Genomic DNA, 23,166 nt, shown 5'->3' with positions numbered 1-23,166 from the left:
ATTATTGTTTAGTTCCGTAAAGTATAAAATTGTAAATAGTAACAGAAAGCATAATACTTTATTATAAGGAAAATGTCAGAACCAACTCAACTTTGGTATTTTGAAAATGTTGATTTATTTAACATTCTTTGCCCTCACAAAATTAAGGGTATTGAAGATGACCATCCTATGACTAAGTTCAAAAAGGATGAGTTTGTTTATTTTCCTGAGGAAGCTTCTCACTATATCTACATGATTGCGGAAGGGAGGGTTAAAATTGGATCTTATTTGGAAGACGGAAAAGAATCGGTGAAAGCGATATTGAGCAAGGGAGAGATTTTTGGTGAATTAGCCTTGACTGGCGAGGATAAACGATTAGATTTTGCACAAGCTATGGACAGCGAAACAATCGTATGCCCAATGACTTTAGGAGATATGAAAACTCTTATGGCTAATAATAAGCCCTTGAGTTTTAAAATGATGAAACTGATTGGTTTGCGCTTAAGAAAAACGGAAAGAAGACTTGAATCTTTGGTTTTCAAAGATGCCCGCACCAGGATTGTAGAATTTCTACGAGATGAAGCTAATGAAAAGGGTAAGAAAATTGGTTTTGAAATGATGATACCAAGCCATTTAACCCATAAAGATATTGCGGCCTTAACTGGTACTTCTCGGCAAACTGTAACCACTATCCTCAATGAACTGAGAGAGAAGAACATCATCAATTTTGACAGAAGGAAGATTCTCATTAGAGATATGGAATTGTTGGCATAAAAAAAGGAAGCACTTTTCAGGCTTCCTTCTTTAGTTTAGTTTTGGTCTTAATGATCAATTAGTGAATCCATTTCTGATTAAGAAATCTTCATAGGCTTTTTCAAAAACCGGAACATTTGGTGCTTTCTGGATAGCTTGCTCATAAGCAGTTAATGCATCTAATAGTAAGTCATTGTCTTCATAGAAAGCAGCCATCACTAATTTATCCATAGCAGATTCTCCTTCTATTTCGCTTTTTAATTGCTCCAGTGTTTCTTTTATTTCTGCGGTTTCTTCTTCAGGCTTAATGGTAATAGCATAATCATCAGATTTCAGGTCTTCTCCTTTAACTTGAACTTTCACTTTGATGAAGTTTTCGCCTGCGAATGGTTTTTTACTTCTATCTAATAGATAGGAAGTGTTGTCTACCGTTTCAGTGGCAATTGTCTCGTCAAATAAATTACTGAAAGTCACTTCATATGTTAGTGCTTCTTCTTCGCCTTCTTGTTTAGGTTCATTCCACCTTAGAATAACCTCATCATTAATTATCTCACTAGAGCTTAGAGCCATTATTTTGATAGATGCGCCACTTGCCAATGCCCTGTCAACTGCTCCAGTTGCGCCTAAACTTTTTCTGTAATCCGCGCTACCTTCATCATCACTCATCCTGTTCATAACAAAATCAGCATATTTACTGGCAACACTAGTGTTTTTGCTTTTGAGGTTTGCTGCTAAACCTGATACCGTGTGAGAACCAGCCGTTTTAACTTCAAGCGTTTTACCTGAATTATGCATTAAGCCTAAGTAAGCTTCTTCTGATAATTTTAATTCATCACCTGAATTCAATGACTGACCTGTTTTAAGTTTAGTCCAATCCGCACCTTCAATCTTCACTGAATTATCTCCTTTGTTTGCCAGTACTTTAAATACATAACTTTGGGCATTTGCTGCATAGTTACCTAGCCACAATGCTACAACTAAAATTTTGATAAACGATTTCATAATAATTGATTTAATTGATTTCTATTTTGTCTGTTTCTCTTTTTTCAACACTAAATAGTTCTTTTCTACCTTCTTTAGTGAACATGTTTTTAATTACTCCATTATAAACCTCTAAGGAGTCACCTACTGCCGCTACTGCTCCCATTGCTAGTGTTAATTCTAAATTCCAATTGAAAAGATGGTAACTATAAATGATAACAACTATGATTAACAGTAACTCCAATAGTTGAGCCACTTTAGTAATCCCATCATACCAGTTTTTAAGAGCATAATATACCCACATGAACAAAAATACGTTTATGTAGCATAGTATGAATGCTATAATAAACTGCGTTGTTTCATTAATTTTGTAGACGTAGTCCTCATCCATTATCATTGAAATAATATTAGCATGAATTACAGCCCCGTACATATCAGGTTCACCCCTTCCTGCATAATTTTGGTTCAAAGGAGTATAATATTTATCTTCTACATTGTATCTATCTCCAAATTGGTCACCTAAAAAGCCAAATATTACAATTTTACCTTCTATCATTTCCGGAACAAAATTTTCATCCAATACATCGTACCAATCTAAGGCGAAAAAAGTGGTCGCGAAATTAGAAAGTGAGCCCAATGAATTTCCTTTGTAATTAATGATTTCAGTTTCGTTATTTCGATCTAACAGGATTTGCACCTTTTCAGGAGCATAGTAGTGAGCTAATCTAACCGCAAAAGCCATTTGCGTTGTATCTTTGTAAGGGAGCGTAGGTGGTATTGATCGGCATGTTTTTACATCTTCTTGTTCGATACCTTCACCGGTTATTAAATTAGCAAAAGCAAAATCAGCGTTAGGTCTAAATTTTGGTGCTGACATCCGCATGGAATCGAAAGTACCTTTTTCTTCGTTGAGCTTTAATAATTTTGAAGCCATTACCAAATTATCAACCTTTAAGAGTGCGTTTGCTAGCGCACTATCCTCTTCTGGGCTCTTGGCATATGGAAACATAGTATCTAACCCTATTACCTTGGGATTGTATTTAGCAATAATTTCAATTTGTTGCGCAATGGCTCTACGAGGTAATCTCCCTATGTTAACTAATACAATGTTTTCGTCTGCAGGAGGGGCTTCTCTTAAATTTGAATAAACTACATCAGTAAATTCAACATCTTCTAGTGCTTCTCCTACAGGATCGATGGCGTCAAAAATCCCTAGAAAGGAAGAAAGTCCTCTAATAACTGCAAATATAAATATTGTAGCAAGTAAGGAATCAAACCATCGATTTTGTAAAAATTTTAAATTCATACTATATTAAAATAGTTAAATTTTTTATCTGAATAGTAAAATTATGATATTTTATTGAATTTAACAATTATATGCAAAAAAATTGTATTTTAGTGATTTTGCATCTTAACTTTTGGGTTTAAATTCAAATGAGCTTGAAAAGAAGAAGTAGATTATCATTAGAGGAGTATAAATCAGGAGTTCTTTCCGGGGATAGAGTGGGCTTAAGTAGGGCGATTACTTTAGTAGAAAGTACTTTAGATAGCGATAATGAATTGGCTGCAAAACTAATTGATCAGGTATATCAATATACTGGAAATTCCTTCCGTATTGGAATTACAGGAGTTCCAGGAGTTGGTAAAAGTACCTTTATTGAAGCTTTTGGCAGGCATATAATCGATAGCGATAAAAAACTAGCTGTACTAACGGTAGATCCTTCTAGTCAAAAAACGGGCGGGAGTATTTTAGGAGATAAGACGAGAATGGAAAAGCTAAGCAGATCCTCACAGGCATTTATAAGGCCATCTCCGTCTGGAGATGCCTTGGGTGGGGTAGCTCAAAAAACACGGGAGACCATGTTGCTTTGTGAAGCCGCGGGATATGATTACATTTTGATTGAAACAGTAGGTGTTGGGCAATCAGAGACAGCCGTAAAAAACATGGTAGATTTCTTTTTGCTACTAATGCTAGCCGGTGCCGGAGATGAACTTCAGGGGATTAAAAAAGGAATTATGGAAATGGCGGATGCAATTGCCATTAATAAAGCAGATGGAGATAATGTTAAAAATGCTAATAGGGCAAAAAGTGAATATGAAAATGCATTGCATTTATTTCCAGCTAATGAAAATGGATGGCTTCCAAAAGTTAAAACTTGTTCTGCTTTAAATGATGATGGACTCCCATCCATTTTAGATCTTTTGACTGAATTTAATATTCAACAAAATGAATCTGGTTATTTTGATCAAAATAGAAAAGAGCAAGCAATTCATTGGATGCATCAAACGATACATTATTATTTAAAACAAAACTTCTACAAAAGTCCTGAAATTATAGAAAAATTAGCCAAATTTGAGGATCTAGTAAGAAAAGGAAATAAACATTCAGTACAGGCAGCAAGAACCCTTCTAAACCATTATTTTAAATAAACTATCATGACTAAAAAGTATATAATCCTCATTTGTTTTCTTTCAATATATAGTTTTGTTTCGGCTCAGACTCCATGTGAAGACGGAACAGCCAGTGGTTATCCATGTAATCAGATTGATTTATTGTCAAGCCTAGATAACGGTGTCCTATCTGGAGTGTCAGGTGTGCAAGGTAATGATATATGGGGTTGGACTGACCCCTCTGGAGGAAAAGAATATGTGCTAATGGGACAAACGAATGGCGTTGTTTTTGTTGATATAAGTAATCCTGTTTCACCTGTAATTAAAGGAAGACTGCCGAGTCAAACCGGAAATGCTAGTTCGTGGAGAGATATTAAAGTCTATAAAAACCATGCTTTTGTAGTAGCCGATAATAACACAGGCCATGGGATGCAAGTTTTTGATTTGAGCAGGTTGAGGACAGTAAATAATCCAGATGAGCAATTTACTGCTGATGCTGTTTATACAGGAGTTTCAAGTGCACATAATGTTGTAATAAATGAAGAAACCGGCTTTGCTTACATTGTGGGGGCGAGAGGTGCAGGAAACGGATGTGGCTCTGGAGGTTTACATATAGTGAACATCCAAGATCCAAAGAATCCAGTATTTGCTGGATGTTTTGATGCAGATGGATATACGCATGACGCACAGTGCGTTATTTACAGCGGTCCTGACGAAGATTATCAAGGGCAAGAAATATGCTTCAATGCAAATGAAAATACTGTGACCATTGCAAATGTTCAGGACAAAGAGACTACACAACTGATAGCTAAGAAAGGATATCCTCAATCGGCATATTCCCATCAGGGATGGTTAACCGAAGATCAACAATTTTTTATATCGAACGATGAATTAGATGAAGGGAATTCGGTTGAAAACACCCGAACCCTCATTTGGGATGTTCGCAATTTGGATAATCCAATTTTAATTAATCAATACTTTTCAGAGCGTGTCGCCATTGATCATAATTTATACACTAAGGGAAATCTGATTTATCAGTCTAATTATACTAATGGCTTGATTATTCTAGATGGTAGTAGAGTCAGTAAAGGAGATTTGAGAGAGGTGGCATATTTTGACACCTATGCTCAAGGTGATAATACTTCTTTTAATGGATCTTGGAGTAATTATCCATATTTCGAAAGCGGAGTTGTTGCTATTAGTGATATTAATAATGGTCTATTTCTCGTAAAGCCAAACATAGAGCAAATTATCACACAGCATCCAGTTTTTACTTCTTGTGGTGATGAAGCTGTTCTAAGTGTAGGAATTGCAAATGGGTTCACAGCCACTAATTATCAATGGCAAACAATCAATAATGGCTCACCCGAAGACCTCTCTGATGACAGTAACTACTCAGGCGTGAATACTGCTGAGCTGACAATTAATCCTGCACTTGAAGGATTAGAGGAAATGAGGTTTAGATGTAAAATGGAGTTGGAAAATGGTGAAACAATAATTACTTATTTATCTAATGAAGTAGATGGCTTACCAAGTGTGAATTTTTCCGCTTCTATAAATCAATTAGTGGCCCAATTTGAAAATTCTACATTAGGGGGGCAGTCGTTTGAGTGGGACTTTGGAGATGGATCAGAAATATCTACGGAGCCCAATCCTGTTCATACTTATGAAATGAATTCAGGAACTTATGAGGTTAGACTTACTGCATCAAATGACTGTGGCTCATCTGAATTTGTATATAGTGTTAATTTATCACAGTGTTTGCCTTTTGTTGATTTTACAGTCTCAGTTGAAGAAGGTGAAATATCATTCATTAATATGACCAGAAATTCTTCTGAGTTTGAGTGGGATTTTGGGGATGGGTCACCGATAGTAACTGACAAAAACCCAGTACACACCTATGATAGTGAGGGGCCTCATGAGGTTAGATTAACGGCGTTTAATGATTGCGGAGAGAGAACTGCAACATTCACAATTGATGAAGCAGTACTTAGTAATGGTAATATTTTGGATGCAGTAGTAAAAATTTATCCAAATCCAGTTCAAGAAGAATTGAATATCCGTTTTGATACTCCCGAAAGCGTGCAAAACATAAGTATCATATCTGCTGACGGAAGAAAAATGTATGATCTTAATACGCTTCAAAATGAAACATCTATAAAAATGGCTAAATGGAATGAGGGCATTTATTTCCTTATTTTAACTAATGTGAAAGGGGAGAGAGCCGTTAAGAAGATAATCAAAAAATAGATTAAGCTAAGTCGGCAGTGCTTAGGCATTAGCCGAATTGCTTTTATTCAAAATTAGCAAAGTAAAATTCACTTTTTATTGCTTTTGTTTCACCCTCTTTTTCAATTTGATATTCGTAGAATTGAGATTGAATTGATTTTAAATGGACATCTATTGGATTTTGGAATAGTGGTCCATTGTAAACAAAAGTGTGAAATTCACCATTTTCACCACACGGGTCGACATCTTTGGGGAAATCTTGAAGAAAATCTTGAGTAATAGTTTTTCCTACAATATCCTTACTTATTTTTGAAGCATCAGCGGCACAAAGCTTGGTTTGATAACCTAAATTTAGAAATTCTTTAATTACCTCCTTTGTGGGCTTTTTCCATAGAGGAAAAATGCATTTCATACCTACTTCAGCCATTTTCTCCTCCCGGTAATTTCGTAATTCTTCAAGAAAGATATCTCCAAATGCAATGATGTTAATACCTTTCGATTTGCAATATAAAGCATAGTCAAGCATCACCTTTTCATAAGATATATTGCTTTTATCAGATGGTAAGTAATTGATTTTTAGCGGGATGTTGATTGCGGTAGCTTGAGCTTCTATTAGTTCTTTTTTGATACCATGCATTCCTACTCTATTGGTTTCTTCACCAATGACTGTATGCAAGTGGTCAACCACATATTCTTGAGATTTTAACAAGTAGTGGAGAGCAAGACAAGCATCTTTTCCTCCACTCCAGCTAATTGCTATTTTTTGTTTCATATTATAATGTCAGCAATGAAATATATAGTTCAAAAAGAGTACCGAAAAGGAGCAGGGAGAAATAAACAAATCCTAAAACAAAGAATTTCAAAATTGATTTCAGCCAACTATTTCCATAAAGTCTTTTAATCGAGAAAAGCGTATAAGAGCTTACCCATAAAAAACTTAAAAATATCACCCATCCTTCACTAATTGTGAATAAACTGACTAATAAAATTACTAATCCATAAATAAAATATGCAAATGAGTGTAAATGCAGACCATGTATCAGATGCTCCACATAATACTGCTTCTTAAAAAATAGTAATTTAAGAATAAGTGCAAAAATGGGCAGAAAGAAGAACATCATTAGCGGAAGATTCTTGATTGCTTGATAGGTAAAAAAGGATGAATTTTTTATGAATCCCCTTATGATGGAAATGTCGATAATACTTGCTAGATCCCCACCTACATTTTCTAGATTTTCTTGAAATTCATTATCACTTAAATTGTCGTCATTTGCCCAATATTTTAAAGTAGCCCATCGATCTTCTTTATTATTTGTTTCTACCGAGTCTTTTGGTAGTTGTGCTGAGGCTATTATAGTATTTATACCTGCGCTATCTAATTTACCAACTTCGACCGAATCTAGAACTGCTTTTTGATTTATTATGGTGCGAATACTGTCATCAATAAAATCTTTCGGAACAGTAAGGCTGATCATAAAAAAATAAAAGAGAGAAAAGACTAAGTACAGCCTTATGGGATTAATATAACGTCTCCTTTTACCATCATTAAAAGCTTTAGTCAGCTTCCCGGGTCGAAATATAAAGGGGTTGATGGTTTTAACAATAACAGTATCAATACTTAGGTAATTAGAAAAGAAATCCTTCAGAAAAGCACCTAAGGGTAGCTTTTTATCCGAATTCTCTTGTCCGCAATTAGGGCAATAGTTTTGTTCAGTGTCCAAATTTTCACCGCAATTAAGACAATTCGTAGTCTTGTTTTTCAATTTTATGTTCAGTTAGGTTGCTACGAAAGTAAAAAATTATATTAATGTTTTCCTTATTTTTTTGATTTCACATTTTTAAAATTGTAAGGGCAGTGGCGGCATCTATTACCACAGCAGTAGCCTCTTTTGAGATGATATTTTTCAGTGAAAACGAAAAATCCGTTTTCCATATAAAAGTCTTCCTCTTCTATCTTAATATTTCCTCTTTTCATATGATCGAGATAGGTTTTTTGTTCTCATCTATGGCCACCATGGTGAAATTTCCTGAAATAGACTTTTCCCTATTGTTTGAGTACATTTCTTCTGTAAATACATCCACACGCACTTCCAAACTGGTATTTCCTACTTTTTCGATTTGTCCAATCATTTCAACTATAGTTCCTGCGGGTATGGCTTTATTAAAGTCAATTTTATCACTACTGACTGTCACCATTTTCTGTCTGGAGTAACGGGTGGCTGTAATAAAAGCCACCTCGTCCATCCATTGTAAAGCCGTTCCTCCAAAAAGCGTATCATAATGGTTCGTTGTATTTGGAAAAATAGCCTTAGTTACTTTGGTTATTGCATTTTGTTTTTTGTCTGTTTTCATATTTCTGGAATATCAAAAACTATGGTTGAATAGATTTAGCACCATCTTTATTGACTTGTTGGTTTAGTCTTCTTCTTCTTCTTCAAAAACCTGAAGTTCAGTTTCAAAAACAAATTGAGTCGGAAGAATGCCTGATACAAATTCATTAATCAAATCCCCGTCACGAGAGTAAATTAGAACAGTTCCACCATCACTAAAGTCAACACCGTCTCCTATGTATATAGCTCCGCTTACAGGGTCTACTGCAAATGCATAAGGAGTTTGTATTGCTTTCGTGGTAGCAATAGAAGTGATTGAGCCAGATGATAAATTATAAGCTTTGACTTCGTTATTCTGAAGGAAATAGATAGCATTTTCATAAATATCTGCATCTCCATAAATTTCACCACCTAGTTCCACCGTTTCGGCTATAGAGGTGTTTTCAATATCAATTTTTAGTAATGCACCGCTATTGCACACTACCCATGCATTGCCTGAAGCATCCATTAAGATTTCTTCAGGGCCAGCAGGTAATTCAATATCATTTAGTATTTCATTATTATCTAAATTAATAAAGGTCAAATGCTGGTAGCTTCCAAAGAAGAATCTGGTTGCAAGTAATGTATTGCCTATAATTTGGACATCCTCTAAACCTTCCTGAGTATCAATCGAACCTGTGACTGAATTGTTATTTAAGTCAATAGTCAAGATTCGACTATCTGACAAACCAAAATTATCATTGTAAGGCCCCCAGTTGCTTAAATATGCTTTGTCTCCTGCAACTGCAATATTTCTAGGCTTATCTATTGCTTCATCTTCTATAGTGACTGAAAGAGAGAGGGATGCTGAATCCAGCACTTTTATTGCATTGCTACCATTTAAAACACTGTAGAAAATACCATTGTTTGAAAGTACACTTTGCTGAACGTCTCCTATAAAGCTACCATTCTCATCTCGAAATGAAGTAGATTGGTATTCCTGAGTTATAGGATTATAAGAGCCAATTGTGGCATTATTTGCCTGAAAACCACCTTCATGAAAAATCAATATATTAGTTGTTATTAATACTAAACTGTCTGATTCTACGATTTCAGCTTCATCGTCTGGGGTTACCTCATCTTCTTTACATGCAGTAAAAATCAGAAGTAAGCATAGTATTAAATAAGCTGAATTTTTTGCTAAATTAAAGTTGATCATTTTTTGAAATTTATTTTATATTGAATTGTTAATTGATAATTTCTACCGGGCATAGCATAGCCTGAGTAGAGGGAGTATTCTTGATTGAATAGATTTTGAGCTTTAGCAGATAGGTGCCATAGATTGGATTTCCAATTCAATCCCAGATCAGTTAGGAAAAAGGGTTGTAAAGCAAATACTTCTGAATTACTATTGGTTGTAAAAACTTTTCCAGTTCGCTGTTGAAAAACATCTATTGAAAATTCTTTCCAAATAATGGAAGCGGAAGCGTTAGCTTTGTGAAGGGGCGTATAAATCAATTGTTTACCAATTTCATTTTGATTTCCCTCACTTTCCTGCACTGTTGATTTTGTGTAGCTGTATTGTCCGTTGGCTTCAAATTTCAATTCTGATGCTACAGGAAACTCAACAGATGCACTTGTTTCAATTCCTCGTGCCAGCACCTTTTTAATATTTCTTGGCCTCCATTGACTGTTATTGTCTGGAATCCATTGAATCCAATTATCTACTTGATTATGATAGGCAGTTATAGAGAACATTGATTTTATATCATTCCACCGATGTTGAGAGGATAAGGAAGCTTCTTTATTCCAAGAAGTCTCTGAATTAAGATTGGGTCTTCCTGCTTCATTCCAAAATCTATCGTTCAAAGTCGGCAAACGGTAATTGTAGGAGGTATTTACTTTCAGGTTTAATTGGTGATTTGTCGTCTTAAAGAAAGGAGTGGATATACCAATATAAGGAGAAATTGGAATTGTTACTCCTGGCACAATTTGCTGTCTTAAATGAAATGCATAGTCAATGTCCATAAAGATTTCTCCTTTGAATAAAGCACGGACACTGTAGCGCTCTTCTTGAGCACTACCAAATTCATAACTCTGATTTTTAGCTTTTATATGATTGTGGCGTGTAGACAATTGTACTTGATGTTTGCTTGAGAAATGATATTTAAAATCGGCAAAGCTTTCCCATCGATTTACTATAAAGTAAGAAACAGCTTGATTTAATCTGTAATCCATTTCGTCAATAAAATAGCCCGTTCCAATATTCAAATGACTCTTCTCTTCAGTTCTCTCATAATTTAGATGAGTTCTCAAATTATAGTCTGACTGTTCATTTATATCTCTGTTGGAGCCAATAGGAGGTTGTATTTCTCTAAAATTATCGTTGTACCAAACGGCTAATTTCAACGTATTATTAGGACTAATTTTATATCCAATGTTTTGATTGATACCCCATCTGTCAAAGCTTGCATTATTCTGTTTATCACCCGTTTGTAGAATCTCAAAATCATTTTCTGCTCGTCCCCAATACAGTTTGCTGCTGTATGCCCAGTCTCCATTACTTCCATGCGCGGATAAAGTACTATTGAGTTGTCCAAAGCTTCCAATTTGTTGACCGAATGACAACTGATGACCTGATTTAAACTGCAATGGGTTTTCTAAAAGAACAGCCCCTCCAAAAGCGCCATTACCACCCATGCTACTTCCACTTCCAGGGATAACTGAGATTTCTGAAATGGCTTCAACGGGAATTAATGAAAAATCAGTTTGCCCTAAGGTAAAACTGTTGATATTGAAATTATTCCAAAGTACTGCAGTCTGGCTTGCGCTAGTACCACGGAATGCAATGGTAGTGAGCATTCCATTCCCGTATTCTTTGAAATAGATACTGCTATTTTGGGATAAAACGCTGCTAATGTTTTCGCCACTATAAAAGTCAAGGGTTTTAGCTTTGGGCAATATGATATTATTTCCTGGCAGAAATTGTTTTTCAAAATTACCAGACACAGATACTTCTTTCAAGACAGGAATACTATCTTGTGAGTTTTGCGCTACTATTTCGTATCCGAAAAATAACAATAAAAATAAGATACCTAATCGCATAAAATATAGTTTAATGCGACCACGGTCAAAATCAGATGTAAAAAAGTTAGCTTATAGCTTTCGTACATTCCTGACCTTTCACCCGAAAGTCGAAAATAATTATAGGTTATGGCAGGTCTCCTGACTCGTCCTTTGAAGTTGCGGCCTTCCCAACCGCTAGCTAGCGGTCAGTGGCAAGGGTAATGCAATTCAATAAAAAATTGGACTTACAGTTGCGGGGACAGTTTCGGAATATTAGTTTCAAAAATCAAAACCAAGCACCGAATTCCCTTTTAATCCTGAAGGAATGTTTTCCAACAGAAACCATAATTCGTATGCAAATGTAGAGAAAAGCTTTTCACAAGCCAAGGAAATACTAGTTATATTTAGTTGTAAAGAATATACTAATTATTAAGCTTATGATAGCATTTAGTTTTATCATCGCAGTTTCTCTAAGAATCGGATCATTTGGATTAAAAGTTAGGGACTGATCGATTCCCTCTATTTCAGCTACTATTCAAAGAGAAGTTCTGATGAATTAAATAGATGGGTTCTTTATAGTGATTTAGAACATACTAAAATTCATCAATTAAGAATGCTGGCTATGATCGGTCATGGTCATCATTGGCCTGCAGCCTAATCTTTTTTACTGGCAGCAAGGTGGGTTGAATACTACGATTACAAATGCGAATCAGCTTAATTCGGAATTGTTAAAAAACAATGGGATTAAAGGTTTAAAATGAGTAGAAATCATTTACTTAAAGTTCTGATACCATTTAAAGTTCTGATCGAGAATTTCATTTTTATTTAACCTGATAAAGTCTAAGTACGCTTGGGAAACTGGAGACATTCTTTTGCCCTTAAGCCAAATTAATCTCCATTTTGTTTTTACAGGTAAATCCTTTGAAGGTAAAATAAACAATTGCTTATCTAGCAATTCATTTTTTATGCCAATTAGTGGCATTATAGAATTACCTAATCCTGCGATAACAGCTTGCTTTACAGCTTCATTTGATGTCAATTCTAGTTTCTTACGATAGTTGGAATTGTGAGTTCCATAGTAATGTTCCATGGCACTTCTTGTAGCTGATCCTTCTTCTCTATAGATGAGTGGCTTTAATTCACTATGACTCTCTTGATTGCTTATCAGGTATAATTTATTATCTATTAACAGTTCTTCTTCAACGTCTAGTAAATCAGGTAATACACTGACTAAGGCAAAATCTATTTCATTGTCTTTCAAACTTTGAATCACTTTACTTTTGTTGGTGACATCTAGAAGTAAATCTATACCAGAATTTTTCGATAAGAATCCTTCAAGAAAAAATGGAACAACGTATTTGCCAGTAGAAGCACAGGATATTTTAAGTTTTCCTGTCAGCATGCCATTGTAGGCTTCTGTTTTGTAATTGATATTATTTAGTTCTTCTATTACTCTTTCTGCAATCAAGGCTATTTCTTTCCCGAAATCAGTGACATGCAATCTTCTGTTTACAATTTCATATAAGGATATATCGAATTGATCTTGAAAGTTTTTTAGTTGGATAGAAACAGCTGGTTGTGACATAAAAAGTTCTACGGATGCTTTTGTAATGCTCTCGTGCTGTACCACTTTCAGAAATATCTTTAATTGATGTATAGTATAGTTCATAATAATAGTTTATGATTTGTATAAAACATATAAATAAAAATATATGAATAATGTTTCGCAAATTTGTAGAAATAAATTTTAAAAACATTAAACATTGTCATTTATTATGGAACAAGTATTAGTGAATAAGCAAACTGAAGCTTTAGTAAGAGGCGAATATTCTGCAGAAGATGCGCGAGAAATTGTTTCAAACCTGATAATTCAAAAAATCAATTTTCACAATTTAAAGGATTTTAGTTCTAAAGAAAGACTTGGCAAAGTCGATGAAAACTCAATAAAGCGAATTGAAGAATTGAAAGAAAGTAGAGAAAAGATGTTAGCTATCATTGATGCTGCTAAAGCAGCTGGTAAAACGGTAAAAATCAATTCAACTATAACTCTCGAATTAAAATAATACTGTTAAAATGACCACAGATCTATTTACAATATCGGTTTTAGTTTCTCCCTTGTTATTCGTGGTTATCGCTATCTTATCTTGGTTTATCCGTGGTTTAAGGCCCCATAACTTGATTCGAGTGAGTCGAATTTCCAGTTATTTGGCCATAATAGTAGCCTTAATCAGTGTTGTGATTGTTTATCAATTTGGTTTGTTGGAAAGCCAAAGTTATGATTTTAATAATCTGGGATTTTCAATTAGACTGGATTCACTAAGCGTGCTGATTTTCAGTATGATTAATCTGATCAGTTTTATAGTGATGAGGTTTAGTTTTAACTATATGGATGGAGACAATAGACAAGGAGTCTTTATAGGAAGACTTGCTGCTACTATTGCCTCGGTACAATTATTAGTGCTTGCAGGCAATTTAGGAATGCTATGGATAGCCTGGGTTTTAACAAGCATATCTTTGCATCGACTGCTCTTATTCTATTCGGGAAGACGAAGATCTAAATTAGCTGCTAGGAAGAAGTTCATAGCTGCTCGATTGAGCGATTTATTTTTATTAGGAGCAATAGTTCTATTATATAATCACTTTGGAACAGGTAATTTGCAAGAAATATTCTCCGGGCTTAAAAGTAGCCCTAATGCTTTAGATCCCTCTATCGAAATCGCTGCAGCACTTATTGCTCTTGCGGCCATCTTGAAATCAGCCTTGTTTCCCACCCATGCATGGCTAGTAGAAGTAATGGAGACTCCAACACCTGTTTCTGCCTTGTTGCATGCTGGTCTATTGAATGCTGGGCCATTTTTAGTAGCCAGAATGTCATTTGTCATGATGGAGTCAACTTCTGCACCCATTTTGTTGATCGTGTTCGGAGGATTCACAGCTATTTTTGGTTCGATTGCTTACATGACGCAGTCTTCCGTTAAAACAGCCTTGGGCTATTCCAGTATCTCGCACATGGGTTTTAGTTTGCTGCTATGTGGGTTTGGAATATACGCCGCAGCTATGTTGCATTTGGTTGCTCATTCTTTTTATAAAGCACATGCTTTTCTTTCATCAGGAAGCTTTATAGATGTTAAGAAAGCATCAAAAATTTCTTTACCAAAGAGAACGGCTAATCCGATTGTTCTAATCATAAGTATTATTTTGGCTTTTACAATTTTTAGTGGCTTGGCATATCTCTGGGGAGTCAATCCCATTGAAGAATTGTCACTGCTGGTTATTAGCTGCATAATAGTAATGGGCTTATCTTTATTGATAGGTACTGCTTTTGATTCTTCCGCAGGAAGAAAGTTGATTTCAAGGGTGGTAGCAATGGCCACTCTCGTTGCTTTAGCGTTTTTTAGTCTCGAAACGCTAATGGGCACTATTTTGAAATCTCAAATACCTGCTATTAGCCAGCCATCTACCGCAGTTACTATTTTGCTCTTCTTTTGGCTGATTATTTTTGGAGGATTGGTCCTCATTCAAATCTTTGCTCCTATGCTTAAGAATAAAGATATCTGGCAAAGGTGGTCAATCCATTTTCGGAATGGGTTATATGCTAATGTGCTATTTGATCGTCTAGTGGGTGCTTTATATGTCAAGACTTCTAAAGAAGAGTCCGATCTAATAAAGAGATATGATTAGGGTAAGTTATTTACTAAATATTTATTGCAATCAAATTTTGTGTAAAAAAACAATTGATAATGTCAAATAGTATCAATACTTCTGAAATAATTTTTACTAATGAAAAAATGGCCCAGGCTTTACATACTGCTGCAAAGAAAATTGCTCCTCTCTGGCCATTGGAGAATTTTGTAGCAGTTAATCCATACTTGGGGCTTAGTGGGCATTCTTTTGAATCAATTGCCCGGCAATTGTCTTTTCAGGCGGGCATTCAGACGACCATGCCACGAGATTACTATCTAAAAGCAATTCAAGAAAACAAATTATTGCTAGAGGACATAGAAATAGTATTAGCAAAGAATAAGACAATTGAGTATGATGATGCTCCTTCTTTTATCAGGGATTTAAAATCGAAGGATTTTGAAAAAGTAAAGACTCCTAAAGTTAATACGGTTGCAGAGGTAGCAAGGAAAATTAGCTCGGCCAACTGGCCGGATTTTATGCTTGATTGTATCTCATCATGGGCATCATCTTATTTTGATCAGGCTCAAAGCCAATGGAAAAAAGATAAGCATCAGTTAAGTTTGTTTTCTGCATGGAAAATAGAAGCTGAAACGAACAGGTCACCTTCTTTAATGGGTCTTAAGGGATTTCATCAGTTGATCACTGAATTACCTGATAATCCTACCGAGGCCGCGAAAATCGCAATCGATAGTTTGGGTCTCGATGAAGAAGCACTTCCTATTTACCTGCATAGTTTACTTCTAAGAGTCGGGGGTTGGTCTTCCTATATTGCTCATTTCGATTGGGATAGCAATAGATATGGAAGAGAAGAGGAATTGGTAAGTGAGTTTTTGTCTATTTTGGTGTGTTGGGAATATGGAATTTTCAATGCTTTGAAAAATCCAGTGTTGGAAAGTCAGTGGAAGATTGCAAAAGAGGAGATGATCAAAAAGGGTTTTTCTGAAGGTAGCAATTCGGCAATTTCAGATTTACTTATTTTGCAAGAAGCCTATGATTTATCTGCTCAAAGAAAATTAACCGGAAAATTTAAAGTAAAAGTTCAATCTAATCAAGAAAATATAAAGTGTAAAGTTCAAGCAGTTTTCTGTATTGATGTTCGTTCGGAAGTGTACCGCAGGAATTTGGAGTCGGTAGCACCAGAATTCGAAACCTTAGGGTTTGCTGGCTTCTTTGGCTTTCCAATCAATTTTGTGAAAGTTGGACATGATGATGGATACGATCAATGCCCGGCTTTAATACCTTCAGGATATAAGGTGTTAGAAAAGATAGATGATCAGAACCAAAACGAAAAAGTGATTTTAAGAAGAAAGCTTAACAGGGCTTTCAGTTTTGCTTGGAAATCTTTCAAATCTAGCGCTATAACTTCGTTTGGTTTTGTGAGCCCTGTTGGTCTCTCATTACTTCCTAAACTTTTTACGGATTCATTCGGGATTACAAGACCCGTTCCACATCCACAACACAATGGGCTAAGTAAAAAGGAAATTGAAAATTTATCTGTTGACATTGAAAGTCGTCAGAATGGGGGACAGATCACGGGAATTCCCTTGGCCGATCGAGTGAATATGGCTAAAGGAGCATTGCAAGCTATGTCCTTAACGAATAATTTTGCTCGCATGATCATGATTGTTGGACATGGATCCACTTCAGTAAATAATCCACATGCTTCCGGATTGGATTGTGGAGCCTGCGCAGGACAATCAGGAGAAGCTAATGCAAAAGTAGCTTCCGTTATATTAAATGATAAAGAAGTAAGGAGGCAGTTGGCAATAGATAACATTTTTATTCCAGATACAACTTATTTTCTTGCTTGTTTGCATGACACCACTACGGATGAAGTATCACTCTTCAATACAGATTTAGTTCCTGATTCTCATCAAGAAGATTTAGAAAACATCAAGCAAAGAATTCGTCAGGCTGGTAAATCCGCACGGGCAGAAAGAGTTTTGAGAATGAGTATGGAAGGTGATGGGGATATTGATTCTTTTGTTCGGTCAAGAAGCAATGATTGGTCGCAGATTAGACCGGAATGGGGACTTGCAGGTTGTTCTTCGTTTGTGGTGGCCCCGCGAACCATTACCCGTGGGTTGAATTTAGAGGGACGCTCCTTCTTGCATTCTTATAATTGGAAAGATGATAAAGGATTTGCAGTTTTAGAGGCAATCATGACTGCACCTATGATTGTAACCAGTTGGATAAACCTACAATATTATGCTTCAACAGTAGATAACAAACATTTTGGGTCAGGTAATAAGACATTGCATAATGTGACCTCAGGAGTGGGAGTATTGGAAGGGTTTGCAGGAGATTTAAGATCAGGATTACCGATGCAATCCATATATGACGGGGTAAACTATCAACACGAACCATTAAGATTAAGTGTAGTAATTAATGCACCAAAAGAAGCCATGATACAGATGTTGGAAAAGCATGATTCAGTGCGAGAACTTTGCGATAATCGCTGGATTTTTTTAATGGCTATGAATGATGAAGGAGAGGTCACTGATATATATGATGGAGAATTAAAGTGGAAAAAGTTGAATGTGGAGGAAGGGATTTTTGAGCGAAATGAAAAATTGATTGAAGAGTTAGTTTAATTCAAATTGCCTGAAGGGGAAATGGCATCTTGATTCGGTCAAGATGCTATTTTATATTTAAGGCCATCACTTATTTTGCAGGCATTCTAAATTTGATAATAAGGGAAGATATAATAGTCAAACCTGCAATCAATAAAATAGCATAATCTACCCCAAATAAATCAGCAGTAATTCCAGAAATTACAGCGCCAAAAGCATAGCCTAAATCTCTCCAAAGCCTGAATGTCCCTATACTTTCAGCTCTTTGCTGCGGACTGGTGGCCTGTGCAATAGTCGATAAAAAAGTAGGGTAAACCAAGGCAGTCCCCAATCCTAAAATAGCTGATAGTCCCGCTAAAACTGCAAAACTGCTGCTGTAAGGAATAAACAGTATGGCAATTCCTTGTAATAACATGCCCCAAAACAACATCCCTTTTTTAGAGTAATGATCGGACATTTTACCTGTAAATAATTGACCAATTCCCCATACGGTAGGATAGATAGCAGTGATGATCCCAATATTTTCATTGTTATAATTCAATGAAAAAAGTACCATCGGTAAAAGTCCCCAAATCATCCCGTCATTCAGGTTATTAATTAGACCTGCTTGGGTAACAGAGCTCAGTGTTTTGTTTTTGAAAGTGGTTTCCAAAAAGATATTTTTCAACTGCGTGGTTTTGTCAGTCCCGCTTTCTTTATTTACATGACCTCTTGTATCTTTCACCCAGAGTAAAGTCAAAATAAAACCACCGATCGAAAGGAAAATTCCGATGTAAAAAGGATAGGGTGTAATGCCATAACTATTGGCTACATAGCCAGTTATGAAAGCTACTATACCCACAGCAAAATACCCTGCAAATTCATTTAATCCCATGGCAAAACCACGGTCCTTTTCGCCTACAAGATCAATTTTCATCACTACAGTACTGCTCCAGGTTAATCCCTGACTTAATCCTAATAAAATATTGGCGATTATGACGAATGTCCAACTTGGCGCATAAATCAGCATGAAAGGAACTGGGATAGCCAATATCCAACCAAGGAGCAGTAGGTTTTTCCTCCCGACTTTATTGGCCAGTTTGCCTGTATAGTAGTTGGCGATGGCTTTGCTTATCCCGAAGGCAGTAATAAAAGCCAAAATGGCAGTTTTAGAAGCTACGCCAAATTCAACTTCCGCAAATTGGGGAAATATACTTCGCTCCATTCCCACCATACCACCAACAAAAGCATTGACTATAACCAGTAATGTAAACTGTTTCCAGTTTTCTTTTAGCCCCAATTGTATTTGATTCATCTAAAGAGTGTTTTTTTAGCTTTCAAAGCTGATCAGAATGAAAATGATATTATGTAACAAAAGTAGAATATTGAATTTGAAACCTCTAATTCAAAGCCATTACTATAGTGATGAGTAAATAATGATCCATACAAGATCACACTTTGTCCATACGTGTAAAATGAAGTATAAAATTAATTTTCTTTAGATAACTTGTTTCTCAAACATTAAAATATAAAAACCTATGAAGAAATTGATATTACTATTTATGATTTGTTGTGTTTTCTCAAGCACGATAGTTTTTTCACAATCAAAGGAAGAGATTATTAATTCTATTGTAGAAGAAGGCGAAGGGAATTCACAATTAGAATCTTTGGCGCATGAGTTAATGGATTTAGTTGGGCCTAGATTAGTAGGTACCCCTCAAATGAAAAACTCAAATGATTGGGTTATTAGCAAATATGAAGATTGGGGCATTGAAGCTGAAAATCAAGAGTACGGAAAATGGCGCGGCTGGGAACGTGGTATTACCCATGTAGACATGTTGGAACCTAGAGTGGTGAGCTTAAGTGCCATGCAATTGGCTTGGAGCCCGAGTACTTCAAAAAAAGGGATTATTGCTAATGTGATTACGTTTCCCGAAGAAGTAGAAGATTCGATTTCTTTTCAAAAATGGTTGTCAAATGTGAAAGGGAAAATTGTGTTAATTTCTATGCCACAGCCTACAGGGAGACCAGATTATAATTGGGAAGAATTTGCAAAAGAAGAATCTTTCGAAAAGATGAAGGAAGAGCGTGATGCCCAGACTGAAGCTTGGAGAGAGAAAATTAATGCTACCGGATATAATTATAGAAACTTCAATGAGGCTTTAGAAAATGCCGGAGCAGTTGGGTTAATCCAATCCAGATGGTCAAATGGTTTTGGAGCAAATAAAATATTCAGTGCCAATACTAAAAAAATACCTGTGGTGGACATGTCTTTGGAAGATTATGGGATGATTTATCGATTAGCGAAAAGTAGTAATACTCCAAAATTGAAAATTGTATCCGAATCCAAAGATTTAGGTACTGTTCCAACTTTCAACACTATCGCTGAAATAAAAGGAACTCAAAAGCCAGAGGAATATGTGATTTTATCTGCACATTTGGATTCCTGGGATGGAGCTACCGGTGCAACGGATAATGGAACAGGGACTATCACCATGATGGAAGCAGCTCGTATCTTGAAGAAAGTATATCCTAATCCTAAAAGAACAATTTTGATAGGTCATTGGGCTAGTGAAGAACAAGGCCTAAATGGATCTCGTGCTTTTGTAGAGGATCACCCTGAAATAGTAGAAAATGTTCAAGCAGTTTTTAATCAAGATAATGGAACAGGAAGAGTAGTAAGAATTTCAGGGCAAGGCTTTTTGCATGCATATGATTACATAGGAAGATGGCTAGAAGCAGTTCCTGATACTTATAAAGATGAAATTGAAACTACCTTTCCAGGTACACCTTCTAGAGGAGGTTCAGATTATGCTTCCTTTGTAGCAGCTGACGCTCCTGCTTTTTCTTTAAGTTCACTTAGTTGGAGTTATTGGAATTATACTTGGCATACTAATTTAGATACTTACGATAAAATAGTATTTGATGATGTTCGAAATAATGCGATCCTCACTGCTATTATGACTTACATGGCCAGTGAAGATGAGGAAACTACGTCACGAGAGAAAGCAGTTTTACCTGTTAATTCCCGCACAGGCGAACAATATTCCTGGCCTGAACCAAGGTCACCGCAAAGAGATGGTGGAAAGGATTAACTGAAAATTAATATCATAGCACTGGGGTACCTCAGTGCTATTTTTCTTTTAAACATACACTCCTGCATTGGGACAATTCCCTATAAATTCTTTATTACCCTATAATCTCCTCTGCACTTGCCCTTTCTTTAAAATCCCTACTAAAAATACCACCAAATCACCGTTCATTTTGGGTTGGTGGTAAATGTGGAGGGCATTGTTATTCTTTTAGGATCATCTGAATGTGCATTTTCCAAAGCAGCTCCTAACCGGCTATCAAAAATTTGAATTAGCGGGTCTTTTGACACAAAAGCAACATCAAAATCTACACTAACTTTATAATCTTTGTCAAATAGTAAAGTGAATTCAGGTCCTATTTTAAATTTGGTCGTTTCCTGATTATCCTACTTTTCAGAAGAGACAGCTATCACTTTTGATCCCATGCTTTCAATTTTTCCCGCTTCTTCTTGGAAATAACTCAAATGAAGATTGCAAAATGGGTACCATAGACTTCTTTAAAGTAATAAAGTGACAGAAGCATCTCCTAAATCATTTTGCAAACTGAAGCTATTTCCTTCTGAATCTACAATAATAAAGTTTTTTATTTTTTACCTATTTGCTTTCCATTGACTTGATCAAAACTTTTGCCCTGTGCTTGAGTGCGTATTGAAATGAATAAAAATAGGAGTATTAATGAGGTATTGATTTTTATATTTCTATTTATCAATTGTAAATAAAAAACCTGGCAGGTTTATTAAAGCTGCCAGGTTTTTCTAATGTTCTTCTCTTCTATTTGGAGGAGAATTTTAAGAGTCCTCTAAAAAATCACTCCGAAAGAAATCGCTCTCAATGGATAGTTAGCCTCTGGTCCTCTATCTTCTATAAAGACTGGACTCAAATCGTAAGTAGCAAAGAGGTCCACTCCCTTCCAACCAACCTGCGCTTTTAAGCCGTATTTCCAGTTGTTGATATGGAAGTTATTTTTTACCACGTCCTTGCCATTGTCATCGTATTTGAATTTGGACTTACTAGCTATTCTGTAACTCCCAAATGGACCCGCACCAATTCTGAAGGCATTACTGCTTTTTCCGAAGTGAAACATAGGGACAACATTTAAATTCAAGTAGGTGATGTTTAATTTACTTCTACTTGGATTAATATCTGGTCGTGCTAGATCATTATTCAGTAACTCTACTTGCTCAGGGCCTTTTATAAATTGATAATTGTTATCTGCTAAGGCAAAGTTGTTCCACAATAGACCTAATTGAAAATTAAATTTCAAGTAAGGGCTAACTGATATCTTGTGGTTAGAGTGAATCCCATACGTCCAAGAAGTTAAAGGGTCTAAGGCAAAATCTTTATTGTCTGTATCTGGAAATTGGTTGTTGGAATTTAAATAATTATTTAACCCTATAGAAAAGTCAACATCATGATCATGAGAGATAAACTTATTTTTATCTTTTGCCACTACTTTTTCTTCATTAAATGCAGTATTAAATTCCTTTTTGAAATCATTTTTCCAATCTTTTTCGTCCTCTTGCTCTTCATTGCCAAAGACTTTTCCGATTGCAAATGGCACCTCAGAACCTTCACTGTAGTCTCGTATGAAACCTATTCCTGAATCTGGAATGTTGGTGGTCGAGGCAGTCCCAGAAAACCCATCGTTGCAATCTACTTTGAGCGTGATGGCATCTATTTTGCCATTGATTATTTGCAGATTTTCATATGTTACGTCTATACCTCTATTGCTTGCTTCGGTTTTAAATTTCTCTAATTCTGCACGTGAGCTTGTTTCAAATATGCGAACTTCATAGCGGTCATTTTTTTTCTTGCTTAATTCGCTTAAATAATAGTAGTCACCTGATTGTTTTAGCATGTATGTCTTGTTCTCACCCGTAATCAGGATTTCTGCATTTTCTAAATCGTCTTTATTTTCGGAAATGCTTTCTACAATCTTTGTTAAATTAAAAGCTTTCACTTCCTGTTTATTCTGAATATTATTCAAAATAATTTTCACCATTTCACCATTTCCTTGGATCACCTTCAGGGTGTCAGAGTTCCAACCACTTGCGCTAGCCAAATGACTCATAAGGCCTAGGCAAAAAATCATTGATATTTTTATTAAATTTTTCATCTCTGTCTTTTTTA

General features: G+C 35.7%; 18 protein-coding genes and 1 riboswitch. Of the genes, 7 read left to right on the top strand and 11 right to left on the bottom strand.

Annotation, left to right across the window (positions count from 1 at the left end):
- Nucleotides 1-72: 72 nt before the first annotated feature.
- Complete coding sequence (locus B9Y84_RS13485) at nt 73-753, top strand: Crp/Fnr family transcriptional regulator (RefSeq protein ID WP_085517907.1); 681 nt, start codon at nt 73-75, stop codon at nt 751-753.
- Nucleotides 754-807: 54 nt separating this feature from the next.
- Here the strand turns inward: B9Y84_RS13485 and B9Y84_RS13480 are convergent, their stop codons facing one another.
- A complete protein-coding gene (locus tag B9Y84_RS13480; RefSeq protein ID WP_085517906.1) occupies nt 808-1,734 on the bottom strand; it encodes a hypothetical protein in 927 nt (308 codons plus the stop codon).
- Between the two features lie 10 nt (nt 1,735-1,744).
- Nucleotides 1,745-3,019: a CHASE2 domain-containing protein gene (locus B9Y84_RS13475; RefSeq protein ID WP_085517905.1), complete on the bottom strand. Its 1,275-nt coding sequence runs from the start codon at nt 3,017-3,019 to the stop codon at nt 1,745-1,747.
- A gap of 128 nt (nt 3,020-3,147) precedes the next feature.
- Between B9Y84_RS13475 and meaB the strand changes: the two genes are divergently transcribed.
- Together meaB and B9Y84_RS13465 are read left to right on the top strand one after the other, a co-directional pair.
- Nucleotides 3,148-4,143: a methylmalonyl Co-A mutase-associated GTPase MeaB gene (gene meaB, locus B9Y84_RS13470; protein ID WP_085517904.1), complete on the top strand. Its 996-nt coding sequence runs from the start codon at nt 3,148-3,150 to the stop codon at nt 4,141-4,143.
- A 6-nt stretch (nt 4,144-4,149) separates the two neighbouring features.
- A complete protein-coding gene (locus B9Y84_RS13465; RefSeq protein WP_085517903.1) occupies nt 4,150-6,354 on the top strand; it encodes a choice-of-anchor B family protein in 2,205 nt (734 codons plus the stop codon).
- A 43-nt stretch (nt 6,355-6,397) separates the two neighbouring features.
- Here B9Y84_RS13465 and B9Y84_RS13460 read toward each other — a convergent pair whose 3' ends face one another.
- The 7 genes from B9Y84_RS13460 to B9Y84_RS13435 all read right to left on the bottom strand — a co-directional run bounded on the left by B9Y84_RS13460 (nt 6,398) and on the right by B9Y84_RS13435 (nt 13,377).
- On the bottom strand, nt 6,398-7,105 hold the full coding sequence (locus B9Y84_RS13460) for a Dph6-related ATP pyrophosphatase (protein WP_085517902.1): 708 nt from the start codon (nt 7,103-7,105) through the stop codon (nt 6,398-6,400).
- A gap of 1 nt (nt 7,106) precedes the next feature.
- Entirely contained in the window at nt 7,107-8,054 is a 948-nt protein-coding gene (locus B9Y84_RS13455; protein WP_176223800.1) for a DUF3667 domain-containing protein, read from the bottom strand.
- Nucleotides 8,055-8,149: 95 nt separating this feature from the next.
- Entirely contained in the window at nt 8,150-8,308 is a 159-nt protein-coding gene (locus B9Y84_RS20655) for a C1orf53 family protein (RefSeq protein ID WP_176223799.1), read from the bottom strand.
- Nucleotides 8,305-8,685: an acyl-CoA thioesterase gene (locus B9Y84_RS13450; RefSeq protein ID WP_085517900.1), complete on the bottom strand. Its 381-nt coding sequence runs from the start codon at nt 8,683-8,685 to the stop codon at nt 8,305-8,307. The genes B9Y84_RS20655 and B9Y84_RS13450 overlap by 4 nt, the downstream gene beginning before the upstream one ends.
- Nucleotides 8,686-8,748: 63 nt before the next feature.
- Nucleotides 8,749-9,861 carry a DUF5074 domain-containing protein gene (locus tag B9Y84_RS13445; RefSeq protein WP_085517899.1) on the bottom strand — a complete coding sequence of 371 codons (1,113 nt, stop codon included), beginning with the start codon at nt 9,859-9,861 and terminating at the stop codon, nt 8,749-8,751.
- Complete coding sequence (locus tag B9Y84_RS13440; RefSeq protein ID WP_085517898.1) at nt 9,858-11,747, bottom strand: TonB-dependent receptor; 1,890 nt, start codon at nt 11,745-11,747, stop codon at nt 9,858-9,860. The genes B9Y84_RS13445 and B9Y84_RS13440 overlap by 4 nt, the downstream gene beginning before the upstream one ends.
- Before the next feature lie 93 nt (nt 11,748-11,840).
- Nucleotides 11,841-12,070: riboswitch (cobalamin riboswitch) on the bottom strand.
- 410 nt (nt 12,071-12,480) lie between these two features.
- A complete protein-coding gene (locus tag B9Y84_RS13435; RefSeq protein ID WP_085517897.1) occupies nt 12,481-13,377 on the bottom strand; it encodes a LysR family transcriptional regulator in 897 nt (298 codons plus the stop codon).
- A gap of 106 nt (nt 13,378-13,483) precedes the next feature.
- On the opposite strand from B9Y84_RS13435, the gene B9Y84_RS13430 reads away from it, so the two are divergent.
- Genes B9Y84_RS13430 through B9Y84_RS13420 form a run of 3 tightly spaced genes read left to right on the top strand, consistent with a single transcriptional unit; the run spans nt 13,484 to nt 17,986 of the window.
- Complete coding sequence (locus tag B9Y84_RS13430; RefSeq protein ID WP_085517896.1) at nt 13,484-13,771, top strand: hypothetical protein; 288 nt, start codon at nt 13,484-13,486, stop codon at nt 13,769-13,771.
- Between the two features lie 10 nt (nt 13,772-13,781).
- Nucleotides 13,782-15,389 carry a proton-conducting transporter transmembrane domain-containing protein gene (locus tag B9Y84_RS13425; RefSeq protein ID WP_085517895.1) on the top strand — a complete coding sequence of 536 codons (1,608 nt, stop codon included), beginning with the start codon at nt 13,782-13,784 and terminating at the stop codon, nt 15,387-15,389.
- Nucleotides 15,390-15,448: 59 nt separating this feature from the next.
- Nucleotides 15,449-17,986, top strand: a complete 2,538-nt coding sequence (locus tag B9Y84_RS13420) for a YbcC family protein (protein WP_085517894.1) — start codon at nt 15,449-15,451, stop codon at nt 17,984-17,986.
- Nucleotides 17,987-18,056: 70 nt separating this feature from the next.
- Here the strand turns inward: B9Y84_RS13420 and B9Y84_RS13415 are convergent, their stop codons facing one another.
- Nucleotides 18,057-19,259, bottom strand: a complete 1,203-nt coding sequence (locus B9Y84_RS13415) for an MFS transporter (protein ID WP_085517893.1) — start codon at nt 19,257-19,259, stop codon at nt 18,057-18,059.
- 223 nt (nt 19,260-19,482) lie between these two features.
- Between B9Y84_RS13415 and B9Y84_RS13410 the strand changes: the two genes are divergently transcribed.
- Nucleotides 19,483-21,039, top strand: a complete 1,557-nt coding sequence (locus B9Y84_RS13410) for a M20/M25/M40 family metallo-hydrolase (protein ID WP_085517892.1) — start codon at nt 19,483-19,485, stop codon at nt 21,037-21,039.
- Between the two features lie 796 nt (nt 21,040-21,835).
- On the opposite strand, the gene B9Y84_RS13405 is transcribed toward B9Y84_RS13410, so the two are convergent.
- Nucleotides 21,836-23,152 carry an outer membrane beta-barrel protein gene (locus tag B9Y84_RS13405; RefSeq protein WP_085517891.1) on the bottom strand — a complete coding sequence of 439 codons (1,317 nt, stop codon included), beginning with the start codon at nt 23,150-23,152 and terminating at the stop codon, nt 21,836-21,838.
- Between the last annotated feature and the right edge of the window lie 14 nt (nt 23,153-23,166).

Origin of the sequence: Marivirga sericea (assembly GCF_900177665.1) — a bacterium.
In the GTDB taxonomy this organism is placed as follows: domain Bacteria; phylum Bacteroidota; class Bacteroidia; order Cytophagales; family Cyclobacteriaceae; genus Marivirga; species Marivirga sericea.
The sequence above is the reverse complement of the archived record's forward strand: the minus strand, read 5'-3'. Positions and strand labels throughout refer to the sequence as shown.

Bases quoted from the DNA above. Each gene is read 5' to 3' on its own strand.
- B9Y84_RS13485 (WP_085517907.1), top strand. From the start codon at position 73: ATGTCAGAACCAACTCAACTTTGGTATTTTGAAAATGTTGATTTATTT.
- B9Y84_RS13480 (WP_085517906.1), bottom strand. From the start codon at position 1,734: ATGAAATCGTTTATCAAAATTTTAGTTGTAGCATTGTGGCTAGGTAAC.
- B9Y84_RS13475 (WP_085517905.1), bottom strand. From the start codon at position 3,019: ATGAATTTAAAATTTTTACAAAATCGATGGTTTGATTCCTTACTTGCT.
- meaB (WP_085517904.1), top strand. From the start codon at position 3,148: ATGAGCTTGAAAAGAAGAAGTAGATTATCATTAGAGGAGTATAAATCA.
- B9Y84_RS13465 (WP_085517903.1), top strand. From the start codon at position 4,150: ATGACTAAAAAGTATATAATCCTCATTTGTTTTCTTTCAATATATAGT.
- B9Y84_RS13460 (WP_085517902.1), bottom strand. From the start codon at position 7,105: ATGAAACAAAAAATAGCAATTAGCTGGAGTGGAGGAAAAGATGCTTGT.
- B9Y84_RS20655 (WP_176223799.1), bottom strand. From the start codon at position 8,308: ATGAAAAGAGGAAATATTAAGATAGAAGAGGAAGACTTTTATATGGAA.
- B9Y84_RS13450 (WP_085517900.1), bottom strand. From the start codon at position 8,685: ATGAAAACAGACAAAAAACAAAATGCAATAACCAAAGTAACTAAGGCT.
- B9Y84_RS13445 (WP_085517899.1), bottom strand. From the start codon at position 9,861: ATGATCAACTTTAATTTAGCAAAAAATTCAGCTTATTTAATACTATGC.
- B9Y84_RS13440 (WP_085517898.1), bottom strand. From the start codon at position 11,747: ATGCGATTAGGTATCTTATTTTTATTGTTATTTTTCGGATACGAAATA.
- B9Y84_RS13435 (WP_085517897.1), bottom strand. From the start codon at position 13,377: ATGAACTATACTATACATCAATTAAAGATATTTCTGAAAGTGGTACAG.
- B9Y84_RS13430 (WP_085517896.1), top strand. From the start codon at position 13,484: ATGGAACAAGTATTAGTGAATAAGCAAACTGAAGCTTTAGTAAGAGGC.
- B9Y84_RS13425 (WP_085517895.1), top strand. From the start codon at position 13,782: ATGACCACAGATCTATTTACAATATCGGTTTTAGTTTCTCCCTTGTTA.
- B9Y84_RS13420 (WP_085517894.1), top strand. From the start codon at position 15,449: ATGTCAAATAGTATCAATACTTCTGAAATAATTTTTACTAATGAAAAA.
- B9Y84_RS13415 (WP_085517893.1), bottom strand. From the start codon at position 19,259: ATGAATCAAATACAATTGGGGCTAAAAGAAAACTGGAAACAGTTTACA.
- B9Y84_RS13410 (WP_085517892.1), top strand. From the start codon at position 19,483: ATGAAGAAATTGATATTACTATTTATGATTTGTTGTGTTTTCTCAAGC.
- B9Y84_RS13405 (WP_085517891.1), bottom strand. From the start codon at position 23,152: ATGAAAAATTTAATAAAAATATCAATGATTTTTTGCCTAGGCCTTATG.